The sequence below is a fragment of the Timonella senegalensis JC301 genome, assembly GCF_000312125.1.
In the GTDB taxonomy this organism is placed as follows: Bacteria; Actinomycetota; Actinomycetes; order Actinomycetales; family Cellulomonadaceae; genus Timonella; species Timonella senegalensis.
In genome coordinates this window covers 54152-77932 of record NZ_HE978642.1, presented here as the reverse complement: position 1 = coordinate 77932, position 23781 = coordinate 54152, and the positions used below count along the sequence as shown (strand labels likewise).

Here is a 23781-nt window from a genome sequence, read left to right as displayed (position 1 = left end):
CCCTTCATTCGCGGCCCCTTTGCGCCGCGCCGTAGGCCTCCTGCACATCAACAAGCTTGAGGCTCTTCGCGCGGTCCTGATGGGCGTCATCGCGCTCGGCTCGTCGATCGCACTCGCAGCCGCGTCCGCATGGCTCATCGCCCGCGCGTCAGAAATGCCTCCCGTGCTCCAGCTCAGTGTGGCCACCGTAGGCGTGCGGACATTCGGTATTGCGCGCGGGCTGTTCCGCTATCTTGAGCGCCTCGCGTCGCACTCCGTTGCACTCAAGGGAATGGCCAACCTGCGCACCGAGATCTACGCGCGCCTTGCTGTGGGCCGCCTGGACAAGATCTCCTCACTCAAGCGCGGCGATCTTCTGGCCCGCGTGTCCAAGGACGTCGACGACGTGGGTGACCTTGTGGTCCGCGGCATCCTTCCCGGTGTCGTGGCCGCAATCCTAGCCACCGGCTCGGTCGTGTTTGTGGGCATCTTCCATACCGGCGCTGCCGTCGCACTCGCCGCCTGCATTTTGCTGGCAGGCGGTCTCGCGCCATGGCTCGCACAACGCGCTGCCAAGAACACCGAACGTGAGACCTCGCAGGCTCGCGCCGACATGTCGGCCCTCAGCCACGAGATCGTCACCCAGTCCGCAGAGATCATCGTTGCGGGCACACTCGACTCCAAACTGGACGAGCTCGCCGGCATCGAGACCAAGATCTTCAAGGCCACCGACCGCAGCGCCAAGATGGAGGGCCTCGCCCAGGGAGTCTTCACCTTTGCGCTCGTGGCCTCCGCCTTCCTGATTGCCGTGCTCGCGATTCCTGCCGTGCGCGACGGCTCGCTCGCTCCTGTGGAGCTCGCAGTCATCGTGCTCACGCCTCTCGCGGTGTTCGAGGTCCTCCAGGGCTTGCCCACTGCCGCAATCCAGGTCCACACCTCGCGCCAGGCTGCCACCCGCATCATGTCGCTTCTCGACGATTCCCTCGCCCTCGAGAAGCCCACAACTTCCACTGAGGCAGCTTCTTCCCGCCCCGCCCCAGCGGATGGTGACGTGGAGGAGGGCGTGAGTGGATCGTCGATAATCAGGTCCGAAGGACCTGTGCGCATCAGCGCACAGGGACTCGCCACCGGGTGGCCCGGCCACACGGTGATCAGAGGGCTGGACCTCACGCTGGAACCCGGCACCACAATCGGGCTGGTGGGTGCGAGCGGAAGCGGCAAGACCACCACGCTCATGACACTCGCAGGGCTGCTGGCCCCGCACGCGGGGCACCTCGAGGTGAACGGCCGGGACATGTCCCAGATCGACCACCACGAGCTAGCCAAGGACGTGGTGTTCCTGTCCGAGGACGCGCACATCTTTGAGACCACCGTGTACGAGAACTTGCGCGTGGCCCGCGGCGACCTGACTAGGGACGAAGCCCACGAGGCACTCGTAGGCGCGGGCCTCGACCAGTGGCTCACCCAGCTGCCCAACGGGATGGACACGATCCTGGGCGGGGACGCCGGCACGGTGTCCGGCGGCGAGCGGCGCAGGCTGCTGCTTGCCCGCGCGCTGTCCTCATCGGCCCAGGTCATCCTGATCGATGAGCCGGCGGAGCACCTCGACCCCGCCACCGCGGACCGCCTCATCGAGGACCTCATCATCCAAGGAAGTGACAGCGGAACACGCGAGCGCACTCTCGTGATCGCGACACACCGCCTGACACCTATGCACAATGCCGATGAGGTACTTATCCTGCAAGAAGGCACGGTGGCGGATCGCGGTCACCACAGCGACCTGCTGGAACGCAACGCCGACTACCGTGAGGCGCTCGCCGCCGAATCATACGAAGCCTAAGGAGACCATCGTGATGCCCGCAGAAGCCGATGCCATCGAACGCGAAAAGTGGTTGAGTGCCGGATCAGAGATCACCACGATGCTCCTCCAGGGTTCGCCCGAGGACGAGGTCCTTGAGCACATCGTGACGGTGGCGCGCGAGATCGCGCACGCCGACGCCGCCGCACTCATCCTGCCCGGCCTCAAAAACGAGTTGATCGTTGAGATCGTGCGTGGTTGGGGCACCGAGGATATCCTTGGCCTCGCGATGCCGCACGATGGGGTTGCCTGGACCGCACTGCGCACCGGAATGCCCAAGAACATTCCGTCGCTCGCAGATGCCAAGGCAATCGCTGTACCCGAGATGCGAAAGTATGGGCCTGCCCTGTACGCGCCCATGGGCACGAGTGAGAAGCCAGTGGGCGTCCTTGTGCTCCTGCGCAAGGTCGGCCAAGAGTCCTTTATTGCCAAGGACATGGAGCGCGCCTCAACCTTTGCGGACCAGGCGGCACTCGCCCTCGTGGTCTCCGAGGCGCGCCAGACCCAGGATATGGGCAAGCTCGTGGAGGAGCGCGAGCGCATCGCCGCGACCTGCACGACCTGGCCATCCAGCAGCTGTTTGCCACGGGCATGCAGCTCGAAGTGGTCCGCCGCCGTGCTGCCCGCGGCCTCGACAAGGCCGGCCTCATCGCCATTCTCGACGAGGCCCTGGACAACATCGACAACTCGGTGCGCGAGATCCGCTCGATCGTCCACTCGCTGCGCGACCCTGACGCCGCCACAGGTCTGGTCGAGCGCTTGCGCCGCGAGGCTTCGCTGGCCCGCACCGGACTCGGGTTCGCCCCATCCCTGGTGATCATGCTCGACGACCGCGCCATCGGCGCGCTCGACCAGGACGAGCAGGTCATCGATGACCTGGTGAGCAAGCACCTGACCGACGACGTCCTCGCCGTGTGCCGCGAGGGCCTCGCCAACGCCGCCCGCCACGCGCAGGCCCAGTCCGTGGCCGTGCGTGTCACCGTCACCACCCCGGCCATGAGCCACGACGGCATCGGCCGTGTGGAGGTCGAGGTCGAGGACGACGGCATCGGCCTCCAGTTCGTCTCAGGCCGCAAGTCCGGCACGTGGAACATCGCTGCCCGAGCACGCCAGTACGGCGGTGAGTACTCGCTCGAGAACTCCTCCACCGGCCACGGCGCCCTGCTCAAGTGGAATGCTCCACTCAAGAGCGCCCGCCTCGAGGAGCAGGAAGCAATCTCCTCTCACCACGCCGAAATCGGTGGCAGTGACCTGCCCGACGAATGGAAGTTCTCCCACTGAGTGAGGTGCGGACGAGCATGAGTGCCGTGCTCCTGCAGCGAGTGCCGTCGCGCGGGGACGGCACTCAACGCACCTGAGCGGCACTCGGGGAGACCTGCGCTGGGTCCCAGCACAATCGTCGAAAATACAGAGTGGGATGGTCCATCACTGATGGACCATCCCACTGTGCTTATTTACGACGATAGGGCGGCCTCCGTAAAGGAGGCCGCCCTATCGCTGTTGGCTGGTTCAGTTGCCTGGTTCGCTCGACCACGCGTGGTGCTTGCGCGATGCTACCCACGCGGCCACCTGGGTGCGGCGCTGCAGGCCCATCTTTGCGAGGAGCGAGGTGATGTGGTTCTTGACCGTCTTCTCGGCGATCGACAGGCGCTCCGCGATCTCGCGGTTGGACAGGCCCTCACCGATCAGTTCGACCACGCGGAGCTCACTCGGGGTGAGATCCTCGGTGGGGTCGTCGTTCTCCTTGCGGCGGCGAGTCACGGTGCGCTCATCGAGCAGCACACGACCAGCGGCAACCGCGCGAACGACCTCCGCGATCTCGGCGCCACGAACCGACTTGAGCACGTACGCTGCTGCGCCAACCTCAAGGGCTGCTGCGAGCGCAGTGTCATCGTCGAACGAGGTCAGCACGATCGCGCGAATGTCTGGGCGATTCGCGCGCACGGCGCGAATCATGTCAATTCCCGTGCCATCAGGAAGCTGCAGGTCAACGAGCATTACCTGAGGGTTGACGAGCTCCGCACGGCGGACGCCCTCGGCGACGCTTCCGGCCTCGGCGACAACGCCCATTCCGTCCGCGCGGTCAATTACCTCTGCAATGCCGCGGCGCACGACCTCGTGGTCATCAACGATCATGACGCGAATGTCTGCGCTGTTCAGGCTGTTCGAGTTCTCCACCCCTCAATGTTAAACGAACGGCATGGGAAAGCGCGGGCGAACTCGCGCAATACGACGTTTGGGCAGAAAGAGTTTCTGCTGCTGTGCCCGAATTGTTGGGGCCATCTCGCAGCGGAATGTGCCAAGGTGGAGACATGCAGATACTCGTTCCCACCACCGTGACGGAGGCACTCCCCGAGATTGCGGGAGTCGACTACGACTACTACGACCCAGCGGTGCCACTGCCGCCGCACTACCTTGGTGCGCAGTGCCTGGTGGTGTGGGGCAACACCCGCGAGCAGCTCGTGGACGCGCGTGAGCGCATGACCGGGCTGGAGTGGGTGTGCGCGCTGTCCGCCGGAACGGACCTGATTGACTCGGTGGGGTTTGCGCCCAAGGTGTTGGTCACTAATGCGTCCGGGCATCACGACGCTCCCGTGGCTGAGCACACGCTCATGCTCATCCTTGCCGCCGTGCGCAGGCTAGACCGGTTCTATGCGGCGCAGGTAGAGGGGCGTTGGGCATCCGAACTGGGCGGGGTCCAGCCTCCCGGGCCGCAGCGTGACCCATCCACTGGGTTTCCGGGGTTGGCTACCCTGCGCGGGGCGCGGGTGACGATCTGGGGCTTTGGCTCAATCGCGCAAACGCTGGCGCCGCTGCTGACAGCGCTGGGCGCCGGGGTTACGGGCGTGGCGAACAGCGCGGGCGAACGCGCCGGATACCCGGTGGTCGGGGTCTCCGAGGTGCTCGATGTTCTGGTCTCCACCGACATCCTGGTCAACATTCTGCCCTCGCTCCCCGAGACCCAAGGAATCATGGGCGAGACTGTGTTCGACGCGCTCCCTTCCCACGCCTGGGTGGTTAACGTGGGTCGCGGGGCAACAGTCGACGAGGACGCGCTGGACTCCGCGCTGCGCGCCGGCACCATCGGTGGCGCTGCTCTCGACGTGTTCGCCGAGGAACCGCTGCCGGCAAGCTCTCCCCTGTGGACCGCGCCTAACGTCATCCTCACACCGCATGCTGCGGGCGGCCGTCCCGTCGAGGTAGACCGACTGATCGGTGAGAACGTACGCAGGTTCCTCTCGGGAGAGCCGCTGAACAACCGGGTCAACTAGCAAGTTCATAACTGGGTCAACTGCCCGTCACACAGTGTTCTCACCTGCAGCAATACAGAGCGCACAGGGGTACCTTACCTGTTCCATTGACGTTACTGTGCGACACACACTATCGTGTGAGATATGAGCACAGGAGAGTTCGACATCCACCTACAGGAGCTGCGCCGCGGCACGATTGTGCTGGCATGCCTCACGCTCCTCTCCACTCCCGGGTATGGCTACGGACTCCTAGAGGACCTCGAGCGCATCGGGTTCGCAACGGACGCGAACACCCTTTACCCTCTCCTGCGCCGCCTGGAAAAGCAGGGTTACCTAGTCAGCGAGTGGAACACCGACGAGGCACGTCCCCGGAAGTTCTACCAGACCTCCGACGCCGGCAAACGGCTGGAACAAGCCCTCATCACAGAATGGCGCGAACTCAACGCGGCCTTCTCAACCTTGAATGACCCAGCAGGCCCACACGCAGAGGAGAACTGACGTGACTGCACCACTGACCACCAGATACATCGAGGCAACTGTGAAGAGCCTTCCTGCTCACCTCCAGCAGGATGTGAGAGACGAGCTTTCCGGTTCCATTGCGGATGCAATCGAGTCCCACATCGAACAGGGTGCGCTCCCGGCAGACGCTGAAAAGGCGGTGCTGCTGGAGCTCGGAGACCCGAGCGCGCTCGCTGCGGGCTACGCGGACCGGCCCCTGCACCTCATCGGCCCCAAGTACTACCTCACGTGGCAGCGACTGCTCAAGATCCTGATCGTCGTCATCCCGCTGTGCGCGGCGGGTGGAACGGCAATCGCTAAGGGGCTCGCCGGTTCCTCAACCATTGACGTCCTGCTTGGCGCTGCAGGGATCGCGCTAACCACAGCCGTTCATGTGGCCTTCTGGGTGACCGTCGTCTTCGTGATCCTCGAGCGCACGGGCACCGACCTTGGCCTCGCGTGGGACCCCGAACAACTCCCCGACCCGGAGGCCCCTTCGGGTGGCCGTGTGGAGCTCGGGTTCGAACTCGGATTCCTTGCCCTCGGCGCCGGTGCGCTTCTATGGGACAGGTTCATCGGGTTCTTCCGCCCCGGCAACGAGACGGTGTCGATATTGAACCCGGGCCTGTGGCCGTGGGTTATCTCGGCCCTGCTGGTGATCCTTGCGGTACAGGCAGCCCTGGCTATCGCCGTCCACGTGAAGGGACGCTGGACACTCTCACTCGCTGTGATCAATACCGTCATCGCGCTGGCCTTCGCGGCCATCGTGCTTACGCTGATTTCACGCGGTGAGCTGATCAACCCGGAGTTTGTCGACCGAGCACTCACGCCGAACAACGTAACCATCGACGCGGACGGCTCCTCAGTTCTCACAACCCTGCTCACGCTGGGAATCGCCGCAGCAACAGCCTGGGAGATCTTTGACTCGTGGCGCAAAGCACTGGGGCACAACTCACCCAACAGGCGTTAAGGGACCGGTTCACCTGCCGAGCCAGCGCCACTGCGCCGAGATTGCACTTGGGGGTTCGAGATTGCCCGGCGGCCCTATGATCTCGGCCCCCCAGGTGCAATCTCGGGGGTTCCCTGCTGCGGTGGCGGGCATGCGGGATAGTCCCGCCCGGTACGTGCCCAAGTCTCAACAGATTTTCGACGATTGTGGCTGGGTGCCAGCCACAATCGTCGGGAATAAGGTGGTGCGAAAGAGAGCCAGTCGGGCGCACACTGCGCCGAGATCCTAGTTACGACGGTCGACGCTGCCGTGACCCATTCGTTGAACAAGTAGGATGCTGAGATGCATATCGAGTATGACCCGGAAGTTGATGCCGCGTACATCTATGTAGTCCACAGCATTGGACCTGGGGAAGCTTCCCGGCAAGTCTCATCCATCAAAACACCCAACTTAGATTCGGAAATCATCCTCGACTTCGATGATGAGGGGCGGCTGCTAGGAATCGAAGTCCTCGGGGCGTCCGACACTCTCAAGGATGAAACCTTAGCTGCCGCGATTCGCCTCAACTAACACAGGTGTGTGCCCCAAAGCATCACTGCTGATCGCAAGAGTGCGGCTTGCCTCATTGGATGTCACTAACCTTCGAGAAGGCATCTTGGGCACCAATGATCTGGGTAATGATCATTGCTGCATGACATGTCATCTGAACACTCACGCCGATCAGATGACGCTCTGCTCCACTCAACGACAAGGATTCACGTCCGCCGACGCGTCAAGAATAGAGAGGATCGCTGCGGGTGTCGGGGAACTGCGTCACGTGATGGGTACACTGCGGAACATGACTGAGTACATCCGGCCCACGATCGTTCCAGTGGAGTTTCGAGACGACGACGGGCAGATCATCAACTATGGCAACCGTTGGCCCGACTCGCCACCAGATGACCAGTACTCCGAAACCCGACATCCCGATCGCTTCGCACCTCTGCACATAGTTGCCAATGCACTCATCAATCATCTGAATGCAACCTATGACGTTCGCATTGAAGAAGGCAGCCATCTCGTGGCTGACCTCGATCACCCTGTCATTTATCATGCCGTTACTCGGGCGGTAAAACTATCGCCTAATGTGCCTGGCACAGCAGAGATCCTCATTGCGTTTACAGACCAACCGGGTATCACCTTGGGTGCGGGAGCACTCTTCAGCGAGCAGTTTCCAGACTGTGGTTGCGACGCTTGCGATGAGTCCGTCGAACACTGCATGAACGAACTCGAGCAGAGCATCTTTGCAATCATCGGTGGAGGGCTCAAAGAAAGCACTTCTATGGGCTGTCCAGACGACTTCATGCCGTTCGACTTCCTCGACAAGAATTTTCCAGGACTGGCCCCCGGCACCTGGGTTGAAATTACCTCTTTTGCAACTAAGGGCCCTGATCAAGAGACGTCCGACCCTGGTGTCATTGCTGAGAACGCCAAGCTGCGTTCTGGATCTGCGGCAACCCACGATGCCGATGAATCAGTGTATTCATTTCAGCTCACAAGGCCCGCTCCGAACTGCTCAGCCGTTGGCGGTTCTGTACTTGCTAGTGACCTTCCGCAGGCGGTACTAGATCGGGCCCAAGCCATGCTGTCCGCCCTGAGCGCCATAAGCCCAGAAGGTGACTGGTTGCCTTGGCCTCTCCGCGTGAGGTCTGACCAGTAGCTACCTGCCAGGCCGCCACACGAGCCTTACTTGACTGAATCTGAGAACTATTACGTAGACCGCGGCCTCGTCTGGCACGTCGGGCACCAGTACGAGGACCGGTTCATGAACTCGGACCGTCGGATGATCGCCCCACATCTGCGGCACGGCTCTCCCTCGCGCCCGTAGGCGTTCAAGGAACGATCGAAGTACCCGGACTCACCGTTGACGTTGACGTACAGCGCGTCGAACGAGGTTCCACCCTGCACGAGAGCTTCGGACATGACGTCAAAGGCGTGGTCGAGCAGCCGGTCAATCGCCGGCCCTGTCAGCTTGTTTGCGGGGCGTTCGCCGTGCACGGCGGCCCGCCACAGGGATTCGTCCGCGTAAATGTTACCTATCCCAGACACCACTGTCTGGTCGAGCAACACGCGCTTAATCGCCGCGGGCTTTGACTTGATTAGGCGCACCAAGGCCTTGCGTCCGGGTGTCCCTGACGCCACCGCTGGGTCGAGCAGATCGCGCGCGATGTGGGCGACAACCGTGGGGATACGCGCCTCATGACTACCCAGTCCTGCGGCCAGCCCGTCCGGCGTGGGTTCGGTCTCGCACACCGCGAGATATCCAAAAGTCCGCTGGTCCACAAAGTCCAGAGTCACGGGCACTAGGGGTGCCTCCGCGCTAGGCCGCTCCCCCATCGCAGCCTCTGACATAGGCCCCAAGACAAGGCGCACTCGCAGGTGCTTGTGGTCTTCGGCCGAGCCATCTAGGGCCTTCACCAGCAGCTGCCCGCTCATGCCTAGGTGCCCCACGAGGGTCTCATCGACGCCATCGAGCCCAAGCCACAGGAACTTCCCGCGCCGGGCAACGTAGTTAACGGTCTGACCAGTAAGGCGGTCCACAAAGTCGAGCGGCCCGCCCTCGTGCCTGCGCACCGAATAGTCGCGCAGTACCTGCGCGGACTCTATCCGCCTACCGACGATATGGCGATCTAGTCCTTCGCGTACCGTCTCTACCTCGGGCAGCTCCGGCATGCTCGGCTATGCCTTCGCAGAGTCTGCGGCCTGCGCAGTCTCATTCGCGAGCCGCTTGTCCTCAATCACCTTAAGCACCCGGTAGGCGTCCTCTGCAGCAGCCTGTTCGGCGTGCTTCTTGGCAGAACCTGATCCGGTGCCTCGCTTGACCCCGTCGATCACCACAAAGGATGTAAACACACGAGCGTGGTCCGGCCCGTCAGAGGTGTTCTCGTAGAACGGGGAATCGAATCCAAGTCGGGCGCAGATCTCCTGCAGGGAGGTCTTCCAGTCGAGGCCCGCGCCCATGTGGGCGGCCTCTTCCAGGGTGTCGTCGATCAGGAAGTGTACAAAGGTACGCGCGGTCTCGAGGCCGTGCGAAAGATAGACGGCACCGATGAGGGATTCCACGGTGTCGGACAGGATCGAGTCCTTGTCAAAACCACCGGTCCGGGACTCACCCTTGCCCAAGAGAATGTATTTGCCTAGGTCCAGCCGGCGAGCAATCTGCGCCAGCGGGCGCTGCGACACTGTGGCGGCGCGCATCTTTGCTAGGTCGCCTTCAGGACGATCTGGGAAGCCCTTGTAGAGGGCCTCTGCGGAGACCACACCGAGCACCGCATCCCCGAGGAACTCGAGTCGCTCGTTTGTGGGAATGCCGCCTGCCTCGTGGGCGAATGATCTGTGTGTCAGCGCAAGAACAAGAAGCTCGGGGTCCAAGTGGACCCCGAGCTTCTCAAGAAGTTCTGACGCCGGCGAAACTTGTCGATTTTTCTTCGAAGCCACCGGAGTTTCCTTCCAACTAACTGTCAGTTAGTGACAATCAGTTTGCGTGCTCGGTGCGCAGCGCCTCGGCGTACTGGCGGCCCTTGTAGGTACCGCAAGTTGGGCACGCAGTGTGCGACAGCTTGTCGCCCTTGCACTGCGGGCACGTGGTGAGGTTCGCTGCAGTCGTCTTCCACTGCGAACGTCGCGCACGGGTGTTGCTGCGCGACATCTTGCGCTTTGGAACAGCCACGGCTAGCTCTCTTTCGTCTCGTTGAACATGCTCTGTAATGTCGACCAACGTGGGTCGAGCACTTCGTGTGAGTGTCCTTCCTCATCTGCCAGATGCACTCCACACTCAGAGCACAACCCCGGGCAGTCCGGTGAACACAACGGTTGAAATGGTAACGCAAAAACTACGGAATCGCGAAGCAGAGGCTCCAGGTCGATCTCGTCGTCTACAAGCTCTACGATCTCAACTTCGTCCTCTTCAGCCTCTTCCTTGGCAGCTTTGGCGCGCTCGGGGAAGTAGAACAGCTCCTGGAAAGTGTTGTTTATGTCATAAACAACTTCATCCAGGCACCGGCCACATTCTCCGACGGCTTCTCCTGCTACAGAACCGCTGACGAGAACTCCCTCAACAACAGACTCGAGTCGAACATCGATCTCTAGTTCGCTGTCTTGGGGAATACCAATAATGACTGTTCCGAACCCCTCCGGAGCCGGAAGATCAAGGCTAACTTCTCGCATTGATCCCGGGCGGCGGCTGAGCTCATGAACATCGAGCACAAACGACGAACGTGGATTGTTTGCGATGATGATCTCCTTGAGTTTTCCTACTTCCCAGAGGCACGCTCGCGGCGCGCTTCCTTAACGGAAGTGAAACGGTCATGATGCAACCCCAAAAGGGGCAACGATTCATCTTACGCCACGGCCGCAGTCTGACCCAAGTGTGTGAGCGGCAAAACGACGTGACACCAAACACAGCGATCACGCCGCTGAGGCGCGCACGAACTTACTAGATGCCCTCGTCAAGGCGCTGAGCAAGTTTGGTGCGTCCCGCCTGCACCTGGGTGAGCAACCGCCCAAGGTCGATTTCAAAGTCTGCCAAGCGGCGGTCACAGTAGTCGTCAGCTTCCGTGGTGAGCCGCTGCGCGGCTTCCTCCGCCTGCGCAATGATTGCCTGAGCGTGTTCTTGAGCTTCCTGAACCACAGTCTGCTGCGAGGTCAGTTCGATAGCGCGCTGTCGGGCGGCGGCAACGATCTCCTCTGCCTGGGCTTGAGCATCCTCAAACACCACGGATGCGTCCGAGAGCACCTCGTCGGCACGGGTGATTTGGGTGGGCAACGCCTCGCGCAGTTCGTCGAGCAAGTCCAACGCCTCGTTGCGGTTGATCAGCACGGAGGAGGACATGGGCATGGAGCGTGCGCGCTCAATGACGTCAGTCAGAGCATCCAACAGTGCGGGAACGCCGAGGCGCTCGCCCTCGACAAAGGTCTCGTTGTAGCTGTGCTCACTCATTACTGTTCCTTACCTAAGTACAGATTCTTTTCACGCATGGATGCTTCCATCGCCGCGTGAACGGTGGGGGTAACCATGTCCGAAACGTCTCCCCCGAATCGCATGACGTCCTTTACTAGGGACGAGGCGATATGCGCGAATGCTGGCCGCGCGTGGAGGAACACCGTTTCGATTCCGGTGAGGTGCGCATTCATCAGCGCCATGGGGGTTTCGCCGTCAAAGTCGTTCGACCCGCGGATGCCCTTGACTATCGCGGAAGCTCCGACACTCCGAGCGAAGTCCACAAGTAGTGCGGGGACTTCTGCCACTTCCACGTTGGGCACGTGGGCCAAGGATGCGCGCGCAAGTTCCAGGCGACGCTCGGGTTCCAGCAGCGGGAACTTGCCTGAATTCGTTGCAACTCCAACGATTACGCGGTCGAACAGGGTGGCGGAGCGCTCGATGATGTCGATGTGACCGAGCGTGATCGGGTCAAAAGATCCTGGGCAAACAGCGATACTCACACTGTCACGGTAGTACACAACCGTCCGGTCGGCGTGATTTTTGATGCCAAACAGACCAAGATAGGGATATGCCATTCACTTTTCGCGTACTTGAATCGCAGCAGGATCTCAACGAGTTCTATGAGCAGGTACTCATACCCTCTTTTCCGCTCTCTGAGCTGGTTGATAAGGATGAGTTCATCGAGTCGTGTGAGAACGGCTACCTTCACGTCATTGGTGCTCTCGCGGACGATGAGATTATTGCCGGTGCGGTAGGAACGACACCCACCCAAGAGGGCGTCATGATGCTCCTCTACTTGGCCCTTAAGCCCGGCCTTCGGGGTGGTGGCGTTGGCGGTGGTCTCCTCGACCATGCCGTGGCGGCTTGGCGAGAACTGTTCAACCCGACCATCATCATGGCCGAGGTGGAACATCCCACCTACCACAAGGCGTCCGAGGACCATGGTGATCCGGCCGCTCGCCTGCGCTTCTACGCTCGCCACGGCGGCAAGATCCTCGACATCCCCTACTTCCAGCCTGCGATCCGTGAGGGCGATCCTCCCGTTCCGGCGCTCATGCTGGTGACCCTGTGGGTTGCTCCCCAGGCGTTTGTTGACGATGACCTGGTTGCGGCGTGGCCGCTTCGCGGCGCCTTGCGCCGAGAGGTCGTGGACACCTGCCCGGACGACTTCGGCCCGGCTCTGCGTGTGGAGGAATCGCTCGCAAGCGATTCCGTCAAGCTGTGGGAGCCAAGCGAGCTAGACAGCGTTCCTGTGGGCCTGTTCGAGTAGTCCCTCCAACCCAAAAACCTCATTAACGACGATCTGGGCTGGGTCTGCACATGATGTGCGGACCCAGCCCAGATCGTCGTTAAGTAGTTGAGGAACTGTCAGTCCTCGTACGGGACGGGCAGTTCTGGCTCGTAGTAGTACACGGTGGTGTCGCCGTAGTTTTTCTCGGTGATGAGGCGCCACTGCTCGGGCACGCCCGGCTTGGGGCTGCGGCTTCCGCGCTCAACCACAACCACTGCGCGGTCGTCTAGGTGCGGGACCAGCGAGGCTAGGATTCCGCCGAGCGTTTCCTCGCTGATGTCGTAGGGCGGGTCGAGGAACACGAGGTCCCAGGCCTTAGTGACGGGGCGGGCGGCATAGTTTTCCGCCTTGTCGTGCGCGACCTTTACGCCGACCAGGCCAAGCGTGGTCACGTTGGTCTGGCAGATTGCGGCGGCGGACTTGGATGCTTCAACGAGGACGACCTCGCGTGCCCCGCGGCTCGCGGCCTCGATTCCGAGCGCACCGGAGCCCGCAAACAGGTCGAGCACCTGGGTGTCTTCGAGCACGTCATAGTGCTCGAGCCGGGAGAAGATTGCCTCCCGCACACGCTCGCTTGTAGGGCGGGTTCCCTTTGGCGGCACCTTAAGTGCACGCCCTCCTACGCTTCCAGCCACGATTCTTGTCACCGAAAGAGTCTAAACTACGAGCGCTCCAAGAACTCCTGCGTATCCTCATCCAGGTATGAGTTGATCGCCACTAAAAGCCGCTCGTGCGAGGCTAGGGTGGGATCTTCCTCGATGATGCGTTCCGCATCTTCCCGCGCCATGGCAATAAGGTCCGCGTCCTTCATGACCCGCAGGAGACGCAGCGTGCTGCCACGCCCGGACTGCGCTGCGCCGAGCACGTCACCCTCGTGGCGCAGTTCGAGGTCGGTTGCGGCAAGCTCAAAGCCGTCCGTGGTCCGCGCGAGGGCCTCAAGCCTGACTCGCGCATCCGTGTTGTCGTCAGACAAGGGCGCCACCAGCAGGCACACGCCCGGGAGGTTGCCTCGGCCGATACGTCCGCGGAGCTGGTGAAGCTGGGAGATGCCGAACCGATCTGCGTCCATGATGATCATTACGCTGGCGGTCGGGACATCGATTCCCACCTCAATCACGGTGGTCGACACGAGCAGGTCCGTGTGGCCTGCGGAGAACGAGGCCATCGTGGCTTCCTTGTCCGCCGGCGCCATGCGCCCGTGCAACACGGAGATGTTGATCCCCCGGAAGGCATCGAGTGACCGCAACTGCTCGGACAGCACCTCAACGGAGGCGAGCTCACGATTTTCCGCACCTGGCGCGGTCGCATCCTCAAACAGCGCGCCCGGGGTACCCTGCCCAAAGTTCTCGCCGTAGGCGTCGTCTGAGATGGTCTCGGCGCCGTCGGAGGAGTCATCGCCGGGGCTGATACGCGAGCACACCACGTACACACGCCGACCCTTGTCGATCTCCTCGCGGGCGCGCTGCCAGGTCCTCGCCATCCACGCCGCATTCTGCGCGGGCACGATGTGGGTTGCCACGGGCGCGCGGCCTGCGGGAATCTCCTTGAGGGTCGAGACCTCGAGGTCACCAAACACAGTCATGGCCACGGTGCGCGGGATCGGGGTCGCCGTCATGACGAGCAAGTGCGGAACCGTCCCGCCCTTGGCGCGCAGCGCGTCGCGCTGCTTGACGCCAAACCGGTGCTGCTCGTCCACCACTACGAGACCCAAGTCCGCAAACTGCACGTTGTCAGACAGCAGAGCATGCGTGCCGATCACGATCCCTGCCGCGCCGCTTGCCGCATCGAGCAGTGCCTTGCGCTTCTGTGCGGTGGTCATGGAACCCGTCAGCAGAACCACCCGAGTGGCGCCCTCGGCGCCACCCAGCATCCCCCCGAACGCCAGTTCGCCCAACATCGACTCGATCGAGCGGGCGTGCTGCGCCGCAAGAACCTCGGTCGGGGCGAGCAGTGCCGCCTGTCCCCCGGCGTCGACGACCTGCAGCATTGCACGCAACGCCACGATGGTCTTACCCGACCCAACGTCACCCTGTAGGAGCCGCTGCATCGGGTGGGCCGAGCCAATATCGCTCGAAATCTCGTGCCCCACCTGGATCTGGCCACGGGTCAGGGCAAACGGAAGCTTCTGGTCAAAGCGCGATAGCAGGGTCTTAGGCCCAGCCACAAGCGGCCGCGCGGTTGCCTCGAGCGAGGCGTGCGCTGCCTTGCGGCGCACCAGCGCCGCCTGCACGATGAACGCCTCTTCAAAACGGAAGCGGCGGCGCGCGCGGCGCCAGTCGTCGTCGTTGTCTGGCTGGTGGATGCGCCGGAACGACTCAAACAGCGTGTCCAGCCGGTGCGCGGCTCGCACTGAGTCTGGAAGCGGGTCGGGCACGTCGGCCTCGTGCATTTGACCCAGCACCGTGGCCACGCAGCGCTCGATCCGCCAGGTTGGCACAGCCGCCGTAGCGGGGTACATGGGAATAGGCTTGGCAGCCTCCGCGATGGCCTGGTCCTCATCGTCCGCGTCGAGGCCAACGATCACGTAGTTGGGGTGCGCGAGCTGGCGCTCGCCGCGGTAGTCGCTGACTGTCCCGGTGAACAACCCCACGCGACCGGGTCGCAGCTTGTCCTCATGCATGCGCAGCACGCCCTGCCGCTTGGCAAAGAATGTCAGGGAGAGGTCGTGGACACCGTCCGAAACCCGGGCGTTAAGCATCGCACCGGCCCGCGAGCGCATGTGCCGGATCGTGGCGCTCGAAATCTTGGCCATGACAGTCACGTGTTCGCCGGGCTTGAGCTCTGAGATGTCGGTGAGCGTTCCCGGCTCGGCGTAGCGGCGCGGGTAGTGTCGCAGCAGGTCACCTGCTGTTTCTAGGCCCATCTTGGCAAGCGGCGCGGCCGTGCGGGTACCCAGCAGCTTGCTGAGCGGGCGCTCGAGGAATGGGATGGTTGCGGCCTCGAAGTCGGCCGGAACCACTACCTGTTCTTTCATTGCTCAACCCATTCAATTGACATCGTTAGCCCGTGCCCCTTGCGCCCCGAGCCCAGTGTTATGAGTTCCGCCTCCGGGTTGGCACCCTCGACACCGGCGTGGAGGTCGGTGAGCAGGGATACCGGGCAGCGTTCATCCGCGAGGATCGTCACGATGGGGATGGCCCCTGGCCTCGGCGGGACCTCTCCCAGAATGAGTGTGCGCAGCGCCTCTCGCGTGGGCTGGTCAAACCGCCAGGTGGCTGCCCGGTCCGCTACTTCCTGCAGATGCGCTGCGAGTTCCGCAGGCCCGCGGGGTGGTTCTCCGCCGCTCGCTGCGAGCGTCATCGCCGTGGCCACAGCCACTACGCGCGCGTCGTCGCCCGCCACAATGACGTGGTCAGTTGGGTAGGCGTCCTGGACCTGCTGCCGCAACTCCACACTATTAACGACGATCATGGTCCCGTCCCCTTCAGCCTCCGACCGGCCCCGTGAGACGTCCGAAAGGGTTGCCCGGCCGTCGCGGGCAAGGAGTACCACTGCTCCACCGCGTGCGAGGTCCGGGGCAAGCCCTGGGGATGCGGTGCAGATAACCGACTGTGGCCCACCCGCGTTAGTGACCTGGCGCAGCAGGTCGCGTACGAGGACGCGCGACAGCGTGGCGTGCTCAATTCCTAGGTCAACGGCTACCGTTTCCGCGGCCTTGAGTGCGAGGTCTGGGGTGTCGGTGTGGACGTGCACGTTCCACAGCGCCTCGCCCGGGGAAGTGTCTCCTCCGACAACCACCACGGATTCGCCGAGGTCCGCCAGCGCGCCGCGAAGGCGGACACTGAAATGGTCTGTCCCCGTCCCGTGAGTGTGTGCACGGACGAGGTACATGACCTCGAACTCACCGTCTACGGAGGAATCGTCCGCTTTCGAGTCAAAGTCCGGGGCCGGGCCTGAACCTACGGCACGGTCATAGGAGTGCAGTTCGTCCGAGCCCCAAGCCTCGCCGGTCGCGGTGTGAGGACTCGACGCCTGCACCTGTGACATCTGGGGCGCCGGGGTGGGAACCACGGGCGCCTGAGCCAGGGAAGCACGCTCCCCCGCTAGCGCACCGGACACGGAGCTTTGCTCACCCCCGGCTAACACGCTCTCTAGCGCGGAGAGAATAATGACGAGACCATACGCGCCGGCATCGAGCACGTTAGCCCGAGCAAGTGCGCCAAGCTCAAGCGAGCTCTGCTCAAGCGCACTCTGGCCCGCGCCCAAAGCCGCGCGGGCCACGTCAACAGGACCACAATCGTCGAAAATCAGGGCGTCAGCGGCGCTAGCCGCGGCACGGGCCACCGTGAGAATGGTGCCCTCTACGGGCTGGGCCACCGCGGCGAAGGCCCTGTCGGATGAGTACTTCAGGGCGTCGGCGAGTTGGCGGGCCGGGGATATTTGGGGTGTAGCCTGCGTGGCGGACTGGGAAAAACCGCGCAGGTACTCGGACAGGATGATGCCGGAGTTGCCCCGGGCGGACGTGATAGCGCCCTGCGCGACCAACGCATAGGCATCGGTTGGAGACGCGGGAGAGTGCGCGGACTCGAGGGCGCGCAGGCCGCCGCGCAGGGTCAGATACATGTTTGTGCCGGTATCCGCATCGGCGACCGGATACACGTTCGCCTCGTTGAGGACAGGCTGGTTCACGCGCAGCCGCTCGAGCGCACGAGAGAACCAGGAGTGGATGGCGGCAGTGTCGAGCCCGCACACAGCGGCGGCTACAACGTCCATCCAACTTCTCCATTCATTGCGTCCAGCTTTCGCGGCCGTTCTTCGGGCCCGTTCTCCAAGCCCGTTCTACACGGACTGGCATACCCTCCAGATCGATCCTAGTTGGTGCAACTGACTTCCAAAGGCACCCAAGAACGAGTACTGATGGAGGGAGGCACCCGCAATAGTGTTCGATTTCACGTGGCTTGCCGGCCAAACAGCCCCTCTACGGGGACTTTGGACCACAAAAGCAAGTAGACTTGTCAGAGTCGCTTTGCAGTTGATGATGGTTCCTCTCAGAGGAGGAACTCAATCAGAAACCGGAAGCGGCCTACCTAGTGATCTCCGGCACTTGATTTGAGTAACGGGCGATTCGTCGGTTAACCTATTCAGGTTGCCCAATCTGGGTATGCGCGGAGCAGCCGCGATGTGAAAAGACTAAGAACCTCGGTTTTTATGTTCACACTTCTTGCTGCTTCGTTTGAATCAGTATTGAAATTGACTTCGCCGCGACACCGCGGCGTGCACGACGATCAGGAGAGACCGTGGCTGCTAACTGCGACGTCTGCGCAAAGGCCCCTAGCTTTGGGCACAGCATCTCGCACTCGCACGTGCGCACGAAGCGCCGTTGGAACCCAAACATCCAGCGCGTTCGCGCAATCGTCAACGGTGCGCCTAAGCGCCTTAACGTTTGCACCTCATGCCTCAAGGCTGGCAAGGTGACTCGCAACATCTGATTTTGATGTTCCCCGTCCTGCGGGGATCACCCAAATCTCTCAGAGGGACCCTCACTTCGGTGGGGGTCCTTTTGTGTTCCCTCTCCCCCTCCATCGAGAGTATTCCTGAGCCCACTCTCGACGTCGAGAGTATTACTGAGCCCACTCTCGTTTGCAGGGGGACGGTGAATCAGGACTGTGGGTGGGAGTGAACTGTCCACATTTATCGCTATGCAGGGCACCCTAAACGTGGCACTCTGGAGTCATGGCAGACGAACTTGAACAGCTAATTGTCCGGGACGCCGTGCTTGAAGACGCCGAGACCATCTCGCGCATTCACACGTTGTCATGGCAGCAGGCATACGCGGGATACGTGCCAGCGAGTTACCTCAACTCACTGTCTCCGGAGGGCAAGATCCCGATGTGGCAGGAAGTCTTGGTGCGCGATGACACCGCAGTGTTCATCGCGGAGAGTGCCGGGCGTGCACTAGGTTTTGCGTCCGTGGGCCCCGCGCACGATGAGGACGCCGAGCCGAGCGACCTCGAGCTCTACACCATGTACCTGGACCCTGAGGCGTGGGGTCTTGGTGTTGCACGCCAACTCATGAATTCTGTGAACAACGTGTCGCCGGACAGCTCAATGAACCTCTGGGTGTTTGAAAAGAATGCCCGCGCCCGCCGGTTCTACGAGCACCACGGCTTCAAGCCAGACGGTGTGGAAAAGTTGGAGGAGTTCGCTGGCGAACACCTCTTGGAGCTCCGTTACCGGAAGTGATCCCAGCCTTCGCCTAATCCGCCCGCGTCAAAACCCGATACGGTCACGCCTCCGCCACGGAGGTGTGGCCGTTCGTCGTCTGCGACTGCCTTGAGCACAGTCCCAATCGCCACGAATCCTGCAGGCAGCTCGGTGCCTGGGGAGAACGTGGCCAGCAGCCCGTGGTCCTCTCCCCCAGTGAGTTTGAGTGCCATGGCGTCCGCCTCCGACTGGGCAGGTAGGTCCCCTAGAACCGCTGGCAACCCCAGTTTGTTCAACCAGTGGCTGCCCGCGTAGGGCTGTGGCAGCGCGTTGCCGTGCGCGGCAATCGCCTCGGCATCCAGTTCCAGCACCACCCCAGACGCCCGGCCCATGCGGCCCGCGTCCCGCAGCAGAGAATCCGACACGTCCATGAGTGCGTGCGCGCCTGCGCGCGCCGCAAGCGCACCCGTGGAGACTGGTGGCAGCGGTGTTCGGAACAGTTGTCGTGCTGATTCTCGACGATCGAGTTGGCTTCCAGCCGCATCCCCGGTGGGGTTGATGGGTGTGGGTGCGTCGGGGTTCGCGGTGCCGGAGTTGTCTTGGGAAGCGCCTGGGTTTGCGTCTGTCTCCGCGAGGAGGCTGCGCAGTCCCGCCGCGGACCAGCCGAGCAGACCACAGTGTGCAACGACGTCCCCGGGCTTCGCACCCGAACGCAGCACAGGAGGAATACCGGCAGTCATGTGCCCATGCACGGTCACCGAGATGAACAGGGCAGGGGCCGAGGACAGGTCTCCCCCAACCACCGCTGCGCCGAACTGGCGGCTTGCAGCCGCGAGCCCCCGGGCGAAGTCTTCCATCCACGCCACTTCGGTTGCCGGCGGCATGGCCAGCCCAACCACGAGCGTGGACGGGATCGCACCCATTGCGCCGATGTCGGAGAGGTTTTGCATAGCGGCGCGCCAACCCACCTCAAACCCGCTCGACCAATCGGTCTTGAAGTGAACGTCTTGGACAAGCACGTCCGTGGACACCACGAACTTTCCGCCGGGCGCAGTGACTACAGCACAATCATCGCCTGGGCCTAGGTCAACAAACTCATTGGAGTCGAGGTGCGGGAAAATGCGAGCGAGCAGCTCGGACTCGGAAAGGTCAGCAACTGTGAGATTCACGAGTTCAGACTACCTTTCAGCAAAACAGTCAGGCGAACCAGATAGGGTACGGGTGTGAAGTACCAGCGCACCATCGCACCAGCCGCGGCCCGCCCACGAGGCCGGATGAATCGTCGTAAATCAATTGCCCTTGGGGCAATCATTGCCCTGCCGGCGCTGAGCGCCTGCACGCCCACAATCTCCGTAAATGCGGGTCCCTACGCCACCGAGCCGGTGTGTGCCAAGGTCGTGCTGGCGCTCCCCGATCAGGTGCTTGAGCAGGAACGCGCCAAGACTACGAGCCAAGCCACCGCAGCGTGGGGTGAGGGCGGCGCCGCCATTACGTTTACTTGTGGCGTGCAGCCACCCGCGCCCACCACGGAGGACTGCCAGTCCATCACCACGGACGTGTTTGGCACCGACGAGACCTTCGACTGGATCACCACCCAGGACTCCAAGGGCTTCACGTTCGTGTCCTACGGCCGCACACCAGCCATGATGGTCCAGGTGCCCGCGATTCTCGGAACCAACCAGCCTACGGCGGCACTGCTCGACGTGGCGAACGCCGTGGCCAAGATCGAGGCCACGAGCTCCTGCATCTAGTCTGAGTCTGACAGCGCAGGGTTTGAGTCTGACAGCGCAGGGTTTGAGTCTGACAGCACAGAGGGTCGGGGCCGCTCGATTTCAAGCGGCCCCGACCCTCTGTGCGTATGTGTTCCTAGTCCTCGGAGTGCATGGCCAAGAACTTGTACACCTCTGTCTCATCCACACCAGGGAACGCGCCCGTGGGCATCGCGGCAAGCAGGTGCGAGTTCGCGCGGGCAGCGGGCCATGCCTGCCCCGCCCATGACATCGACAGGTCGGGTGGTGGCTTACGGCAGCACGACGGATCCGGGCACTGCGACTTGGAGCGCTCGGGCGTATCGCGCCCGCGGAACCACTTGGCGTGCGCGAACGGAACTCCGATGGACAGGGAGTACAGGCCGGACGAGTGACGCTCGGTGCGGGCGGTGCACCAGTAGGTGCCTGCCACCGTGTCCGTGTACTGCTCGAACGAACGGAACTTGTCGGGGATGTCGAACACCTCGCGGCTGGTCCAGTAGCGGCACACCGCCTGGCCCTCGATCGCGCCCGTGTGGTCGGCGGGAAGTTCACGCCGTCGTTCTCGTATGCCTTGTGGATGATCCCGGACTCGTGCACTTTCTGGAAGTGCGTGGTGATGTCCAGGTGCTGCGTGGCCAGGTTGGTGAAGCGGTGGGCGGCCGTCTCATAGGACACCGCGAATGCGTCCCGAAGGTCCTCAAGCGAGAGCTCCTTGCGCGCCTTGGCCTCCCGCAATTGCTGGGTTGCAGCCTTTTCGGGCATGAGGAGCGCAGCGGCAAAGTAGTTGGTGTGCACGCGCTGGCGCAGGAACTCGTAGTAGGTGGTAGGGGTTTCGTGGCCCAGAACGTAGTGGCCGATCGCCTGAAGGAGCACCGCCCGTGGGTCGTGATCCCCCGAGCTCTGCGTGAGGTAGATCCGCCGGTTCTTGAGGTCCGTGACGCTGCGCGTGGAGTGAGGCAGGTCCCCAACGAACCGGAGCGAGAAGCCGAGGTGAGTAGCAATGTCGGCTGCGACATGGTGGGATAGTGGTCCGCCCGAGTACCCCACCGCAGCTAGGACCTTGGAGGCTTCCTCCTCGAGGTGCGGGTAATAGTTGTTCACCTCACGCATCTCCATGCGCAGGATCGAGTTGGCGCGCCGGGCCTCCTCCGGGGTGGCCGCCTGCATCTCGAGCCGGCGCTCCAACTCGTGTTGAAGCCCAACGAGCGCCTCCAACACATCCATGGGCAGGCGTGAACTCACGCGAACCGTAGGTAGGGCGAGGCTCTGGTAGAGCGGTCCTCGCTGCGCGCGCTCGAGTTCGATCTCCAGTGCCGCGCGCTTCGAAATCGGCTCCGCGCCAAGGAGGTCGTCCATGGTCACGCCCAGAGTTGCGGCGAGTTTACTCAGGAGCGAGAGCTTAGGCTCGCGCTTCCCGTTCTCAATGAGAGAGAGCTGGCTCGGAGCCACACCAACTGCCTCCGACATGTCATCAAGCGTCAACTTTTTCTGTTTGCGCAGGTGACGGATTCTTCTGCCCAGCGAAATGACGTCGATTTCTTCGTTCGAACTGGCGGCATTGCCAGCATCCAAGGACTGATGTGGCTTGGACCACGTTGGAGTCTGCATTTCTTGATGATAGGTGAAGAACTGCATTTCTTTCTAGAGGAATCCTCTGGTTTGGTGTGTAGGAATGCTGAAGAGTTGGTTCCACGAAGAAGTTTTCGCAACTGAACCAGAACCACTTCAAAGGAGAAGACCATGATCGAGCAGACCACTCCAGCTGGCCGCGCAGAGGCACTTGAGCTTGACTGGGCAACCAACCACCGCTGGGCGGGCACTACCCGTGAGCACTCCGCTGCCGATGTGATCAAGCTCCAGGGAACCGTTGTTGAGGAGCAGACGCTCGCTCGCCGCGGCGCTGACAAGCTCTGGAACCAGCTCACCGAGCAGGCCAAGACCGGCGAGTACACCCACGCGCTCGGTGCACTGACCGGAAACCAGGCCGTGCAGCAGGTCAAGGCTGGGCTTAAGGCAATCTACCTGTCCGGATGGCAGGTTGCAGCGGACGCCAACCTCTCCGGGCAGACCTACCCAGACCAGTCGCTCTACCCCGCTAACTCGGTTCCCGCCGTTGTGCGCCGCATCAACAACGCGCTCATGCGCGCAGACCAGATCGAGTTCTCCGAGGGTATCTCCACGGTTGAGGACTGGTTGGTTCCCATCATTGCTGACGCAGAGGCTGGCTTTGGTGGCCCACTGAACGCCTACGAGCTCATGCGCTCGATGATCGCATCCGGCGCTTCCGGCGTGCACTGGGAGGACCAGCTCGCTTCCGAGAAGAAGTGTGGACACCTTGGCGGCAAGGTTCTCATCCCAACCCAGCAGCACATCCGCACGCTAGGCGCGGCTCGCCTAGCAGCAGACGTTTCTGGAACTCCAACCGTGATCATCGCCCGCACCGACGCCGAGGCAGCAACCCTAATCACCTCCGACGTGGACGAGCGCGACCGCCCGTTCATCACCGGAGAGCGCACCGCGGAGGGCTTCTACAAGGTCACCAACGGCATCGAGCCTTGCATCGCCCGCGCCAAGGCCTACGCCCCATACTCCGACCTCATCTGGATGGAGACTGGAACCCCTGACCTCGAGCTCGCTCGCCGCTTTGCGGAGTCGGTCAAGGAAGAGTTCCCAGACCAGATGCTCGCATACAACTGCTCCCCATCCTTCAACTGGAAGCGCCACCTGGGCGACGCAGAGATCGCCAAGTTCCAGCGCGAGCTCGGGGCCATGGGCTTCACCTTCCAGTTCATCACCCTTGCGGGCTTCCACGCCCTCAACTACTCCATGTTCGACCTTGCTCACGGATACGCCCGGAACGGCATGTCGGCATACGTGGAGCTGCAGGAGCGCGAGTTCGCTGCAGAATCCCGCGGATACACCGCAACCAAGCACCAGCGCGAGGTGGGTACAGGCTACTTCGACGACATTGCAACCGTGCTGAACCCTAACGCCTCCACCCTGGCGCTGGTTGGTTCGACTGAAGCCGGCCAATTCCACTGATCCGTCACCTGGGTGCGGCTGCTGACGCAGCCGCACC

The 23781-nt window shown here is 62.5% G+C and carries 23 protein-coding genes and 2 pseudogenes; 13 read left to right on the top strand and 12 right to left on the bottom strand.

Annotation, left to right across the window (positions count from 1 at the left end; all coding sequences use genetic code 11):
• The 3 genes and pseudogenes from cydC to HGSM_RS14815 all read left to right on the top strand — a co-directional run.
• Positions 1 to 1819 (top strand): thiol reductant ABC exporter subunit CydC (cydC, locus tag HGSM_RS04895; protein WP_040594666.1); only part of this gene is annotated, 1819 nt, incomplete at its 5' end.
• A pseudogene (locus HGSM_RS14990) lies at positions 1704 to 2258 on the top strand (GAF domain-containing protein); the annotation flags it as partial. The gene cydC and the pseudogene HGSM_RS14990, both read left to right, overlap by 116 nt.
• Before the next feature lie 170 nt (positions 2259 to 2428).
• Positions 2429 to 3118 (top strand): sensor histidine kinase, encoded by a 690-nt coding sequence (locus HGSM_RS14815; RefSeq protein WP_230197495.1) that lies wholly within the window; start codon positions 2429 to 2431, stop codon positions 3116 to 3118.
• A 228-nt stretch (positions 3119 to 3346) separates the two neighbouring features.
• On the opposite strand, the gene HGSM_RS04885 is transcribed toward HGSM_RS14815, so the two are convergent.
• The gene (locus tag HGSM_RS04885; RefSeq protein ID WP_051009716.1) at positions 3347 to 3973 is read right to left on the bottom strand and encodes a response regulator; all 627 of its coding nucleotides are present in this window, start codon (positions 3971 to 3973) and stop codon (positions 3347 to 3349) included.
• Positions 3974 to 4149: 176 nt separating this feature from the next.
• Between HGSM_RS04885 and HGSM_RS04880 the strand changes: the two genes are divergently transcribed.
• The 5 genes from HGSM_RS04880 to HGSM_RS13640 all read left to right on the top strand — a co-directional run bounded on the left by HGSM_RS04880 (position 4150) and on the right by HGSM_RS13640 (position 8234).
• Positions 4150 to 5109 (top strand): NAD(P)-dependent oxidoreductase, encoded by a 960-nt coding sequence (locus HGSM_RS04880; protein ID WP_019147630.1) that lies wholly within the window; start codon positions 4150 to 4152, stop codon positions 5107 to 5109.
• 123 nt (positions 5110 to 5232) lie between these two features.
• Positions 5233 to 5586, top strand: coding sequence for a PadR family transcriptional regulator (locus tag HGSM_RS04875; RefSeq protein ID WP_019147629.1), 354 nt, complete (start codon positions 5233 to 5235; stop codon positions 5584 to 5586).
• Position 5587: 1 nt separating this feature from the next.
• Positions 5588 to 6556, top strand: coding sequence for a permease prefix domain 1-containing protein (locus HGSM_RS04870; RefSeq protein ID WP_019147628.1), 969 nt, complete (start codon positions 5588 to 5590; stop codon positions 6554 to 6556).
• A gap of 321 nt (positions 6557 to 6877) precedes the next feature.
• Positions 6878 to 7105 (top strand): DUF2283 domain-containing protein, encoded by a 228-nt coding sequence (locus HGSM_RS04865; protein ID WP_019147627.1) that lies wholly within the window; start codon positions 6878 to 6880, stop codon positions 7103 to 7105.
• Positions 7106 to 7373: 268 nt separating this feature from the next.
• Complete coding sequence (locus HGSM_RS13640) at positions 7374 to 8234, top strand: DUF6226 family protein (RefSeq protein WP_154646251.1); 861 nt, start codon at positions 7374 to 7376, stop codon at positions 8232 to 8234.
• 50 nt (positions 8235 to 8284) lie between these two features.
• On the opposite strand, the gene mutM is transcribed toward HGSM_RS13640, so the two are convergent.
• The 6 genes from mutM to coaD all read right to left on the bottom strand — a co-directional run bounded on the left by mutM (position 8285) and on the right by coaD (position 12016).
• The gene (gene mutM / locus HGSM_RS04855) at positions 8285 to 9247 is read right to left on the bottom strand and encodes a bifunctional DNA-formamidopyrimidine glycosylase/DNA-(apurinic or apyrimidinic site) lyase (protein ID WP_019147625.1); all 963 of its coding nucleotides are present in this window, start codon (positions 9245 to 9247) and stop codon (positions 8285 to 8287) included.
• Positions 9248 to 9253: 6 nt separating this feature from the next.
• On the bottom strand, positions 9254 to 10012 hold the full coding sequence (rnc, locus tag HGSM_RS04850; RefSeq protein ID WP_019147624.1) for a ribonuclease III: 759 nt from the start codon (positions 10010 to 10012) through the stop codon (positions 9254 to 9256).
• 37 nt (positions 10013 to 10049) lie between these two features.
• Entirely contained in the window at positions 10050 to 10244 is a 195-nt protein-coding gene (gene rpmF, locus HGSM_RS04845; RefSeq protein WP_019147623.1) for a 50S ribosomal protein L32, read from the bottom strand.
• A gap of 2 nt (positions 10245 to 10246) precedes the next feature.
• Positions 10247 to 10741 (bottom strand): YceD family protein, encoded by a 495-nt coding sequence (locus tag HGSM_RS04840; RefSeq protein WP_081581375.1) that lies wholly within the window; start codon positions 10739 to 10741, stop codon positions 10247 to 10249.
• Positions 10742 to 11009: 268 nt separating this feature from the next.
• Positions 11010 to 11513: a hypothetical protein gene (locus tag HGSM_RS04835; protein WP_019147621.1), complete on the bottom strand. Its 504-nt coding sequence runs from the start codon at positions 11511 to 11513 to the stop codon at positions 11010 to 11012.
• Positions 11513 to 12016 carry a pantetheine-phosphate adenylyltransferase gene (gene coaD / locus HGSM_RS04830; protein WP_040594730.1) on the bottom strand — a complete coding sequence of 168 codons (504 nt, stop codon included), beginning with the start codon at positions 12014 to 12016 and terminating at the stop codon, positions 11513 to 11515. The genes HGSM_RS04835 and coaD overlap by 1 nt, the downstream gene beginning before the upstream one ends.
• A 68-nt stretch (positions 12017 to 12084) precedes the next feature.
• Here coaD and HGSM_RS13635 point away from each other — a divergent pair, with 68 nt between their 5' ends.
• The gene (locus HGSM_RS13635; protein WP_019147619.1) at positions 12085 to 12786 is read left to right on the top strand and encodes a GNAT family N-acetyltransferase; all 702 of its coding nucleotides are present in this window, start codon (positions 12085 to 12087) and stop codon (positions 12784 to 12786) included.
• A gap of 98 nt (positions 12787 to 12884) precedes the next feature.
• On the opposite strand, the gene rsmD is transcribed toward HGSM_RS13635, so the two are convergent.
• The 3 genes from rsmD to HGSM_RS04810 are packed head-to-tail and all read right to left on the bottom strand — an operon-like array spanning position 12885 to position 17520.
• Complete coding sequence (gene rsmD / locus HGSM_RS04820) at positions 12885 to 13454, bottom strand: 16S rRNA (guanine(966)-N(2))-methyltransferase RsmD (protein ID WP_040594664.1); 570 nt, start codon at positions 13452 to 13454, stop codon at positions 12885 to 12887.
• 14 nt (positions 13455 to 13468) lie between these two features.
• A complete protein-coding gene (locus tag HGSM_RS04815; protein ID WP_019147617.1) occupies positions 13469 to 15781 on the bottom strand; it encodes an ATP-dependent DNA helicase RecG in 2313 nt (770 codons plus the stop codon).
• Positions 15778 to 17520, bottom strand: a complete 1743-nt coding sequence (locus HGSM_RS04810; RefSeq protein WP_019147616.1) for a DAK2 domain-containing protein — start codon at positions 17518 to 17520, stop codon at positions 15778 to 15780. Before HGSM_RS04810 ends, HGSM_RS04815 begins: the two co-directional genes overlap by 4 nt.
• A gap of 524 nt (positions 17521 to 18044) precedes the next feature.
• Between HGSM_RS04810 and rpmB the strand changes: the two genes are divergently transcribed.
• Positions 18045 to 18236: a 50S ribosomal protein L28 gene (gene rpmB / locus HGSM_RS04805; RefSeq protein WP_019147615.1), complete on the top strand. Its 192-nt coding sequence runs from the start codon at positions 18045 to 18047 to the stop codon at positions 18234 to 18236.
• 244 nt (positions 18237 to 18480) lie between these two features.
• Positions 18481 to 18990 carry a GNAT family N-acetyltransferase gene (locus HGSM_RS04800; protein WP_019147614.1) on the top strand — a complete coding sequence of 170 codons (510 nt, stop codon included), beginning with the start codon at positions 18481 to 18483 and terminating at the stop codon, positions 18988 to 18990.
• On the opposite strand, the gene thiL is transcribed toward HGSM_RS04800, so the two are convergent.
• Positions 18978 to 20120, bottom strand: a complete 1143-nt coding sequence (gene thiL / locus HGSM_RS04795) for a thiamine-phosphate kinase (protein WP_019147613.1) — start codon at positions 20118 to 20120, stop codon at positions 18978 to 18980. The genes HGSM_RS04800 and thiL overlap by 13 nt on opposite strands.
• 54 nt (positions 20121 to 20174) lie before the next feature.
• Here thiL and HGSM_RS04790 point away from each other — a divergent pair, with 54 nt between their 5' ends.
• The gene (locus HGSM_RS04790; protein WP_081581340.1) at positions 20175 to 20702 is read left to right on the top strand and encodes a DUF3515 family protein; all 528 of its coding nucleotides are present in this window, start codon (positions 20175 to 20177) and stop codon (positions 20700 to 20702) included.
• Between the two features lie 115 nt (positions 20703 to 20817).
• Here HGSM_RS04790 and HGSM_RS04785 read toward each other — a convergent pair.
• Positions 20818 to 22337 (bottom strand): annotated as a pseudogene (locus tag HGSM_RS04785) (helix-turn-helix domain-containing protein).
• A gap of 105 nt (positions 22338 to 22442) precedes the next feature.
• Between HGSM_RS04785 and aceA the strand changes: the two are divergent.
• Complete coding sequence (gene aceA / locus HGSM_RS04780; protein WP_019147608.1) at positions 22443 to 23744, top strand: isocitrate lyase; 1302 nt, start codon at positions 22443 to 22445, stop codon at positions 23742 to 23744.
• Positions 23745 to 23781 lie beyond the last annotated feature (37 nt).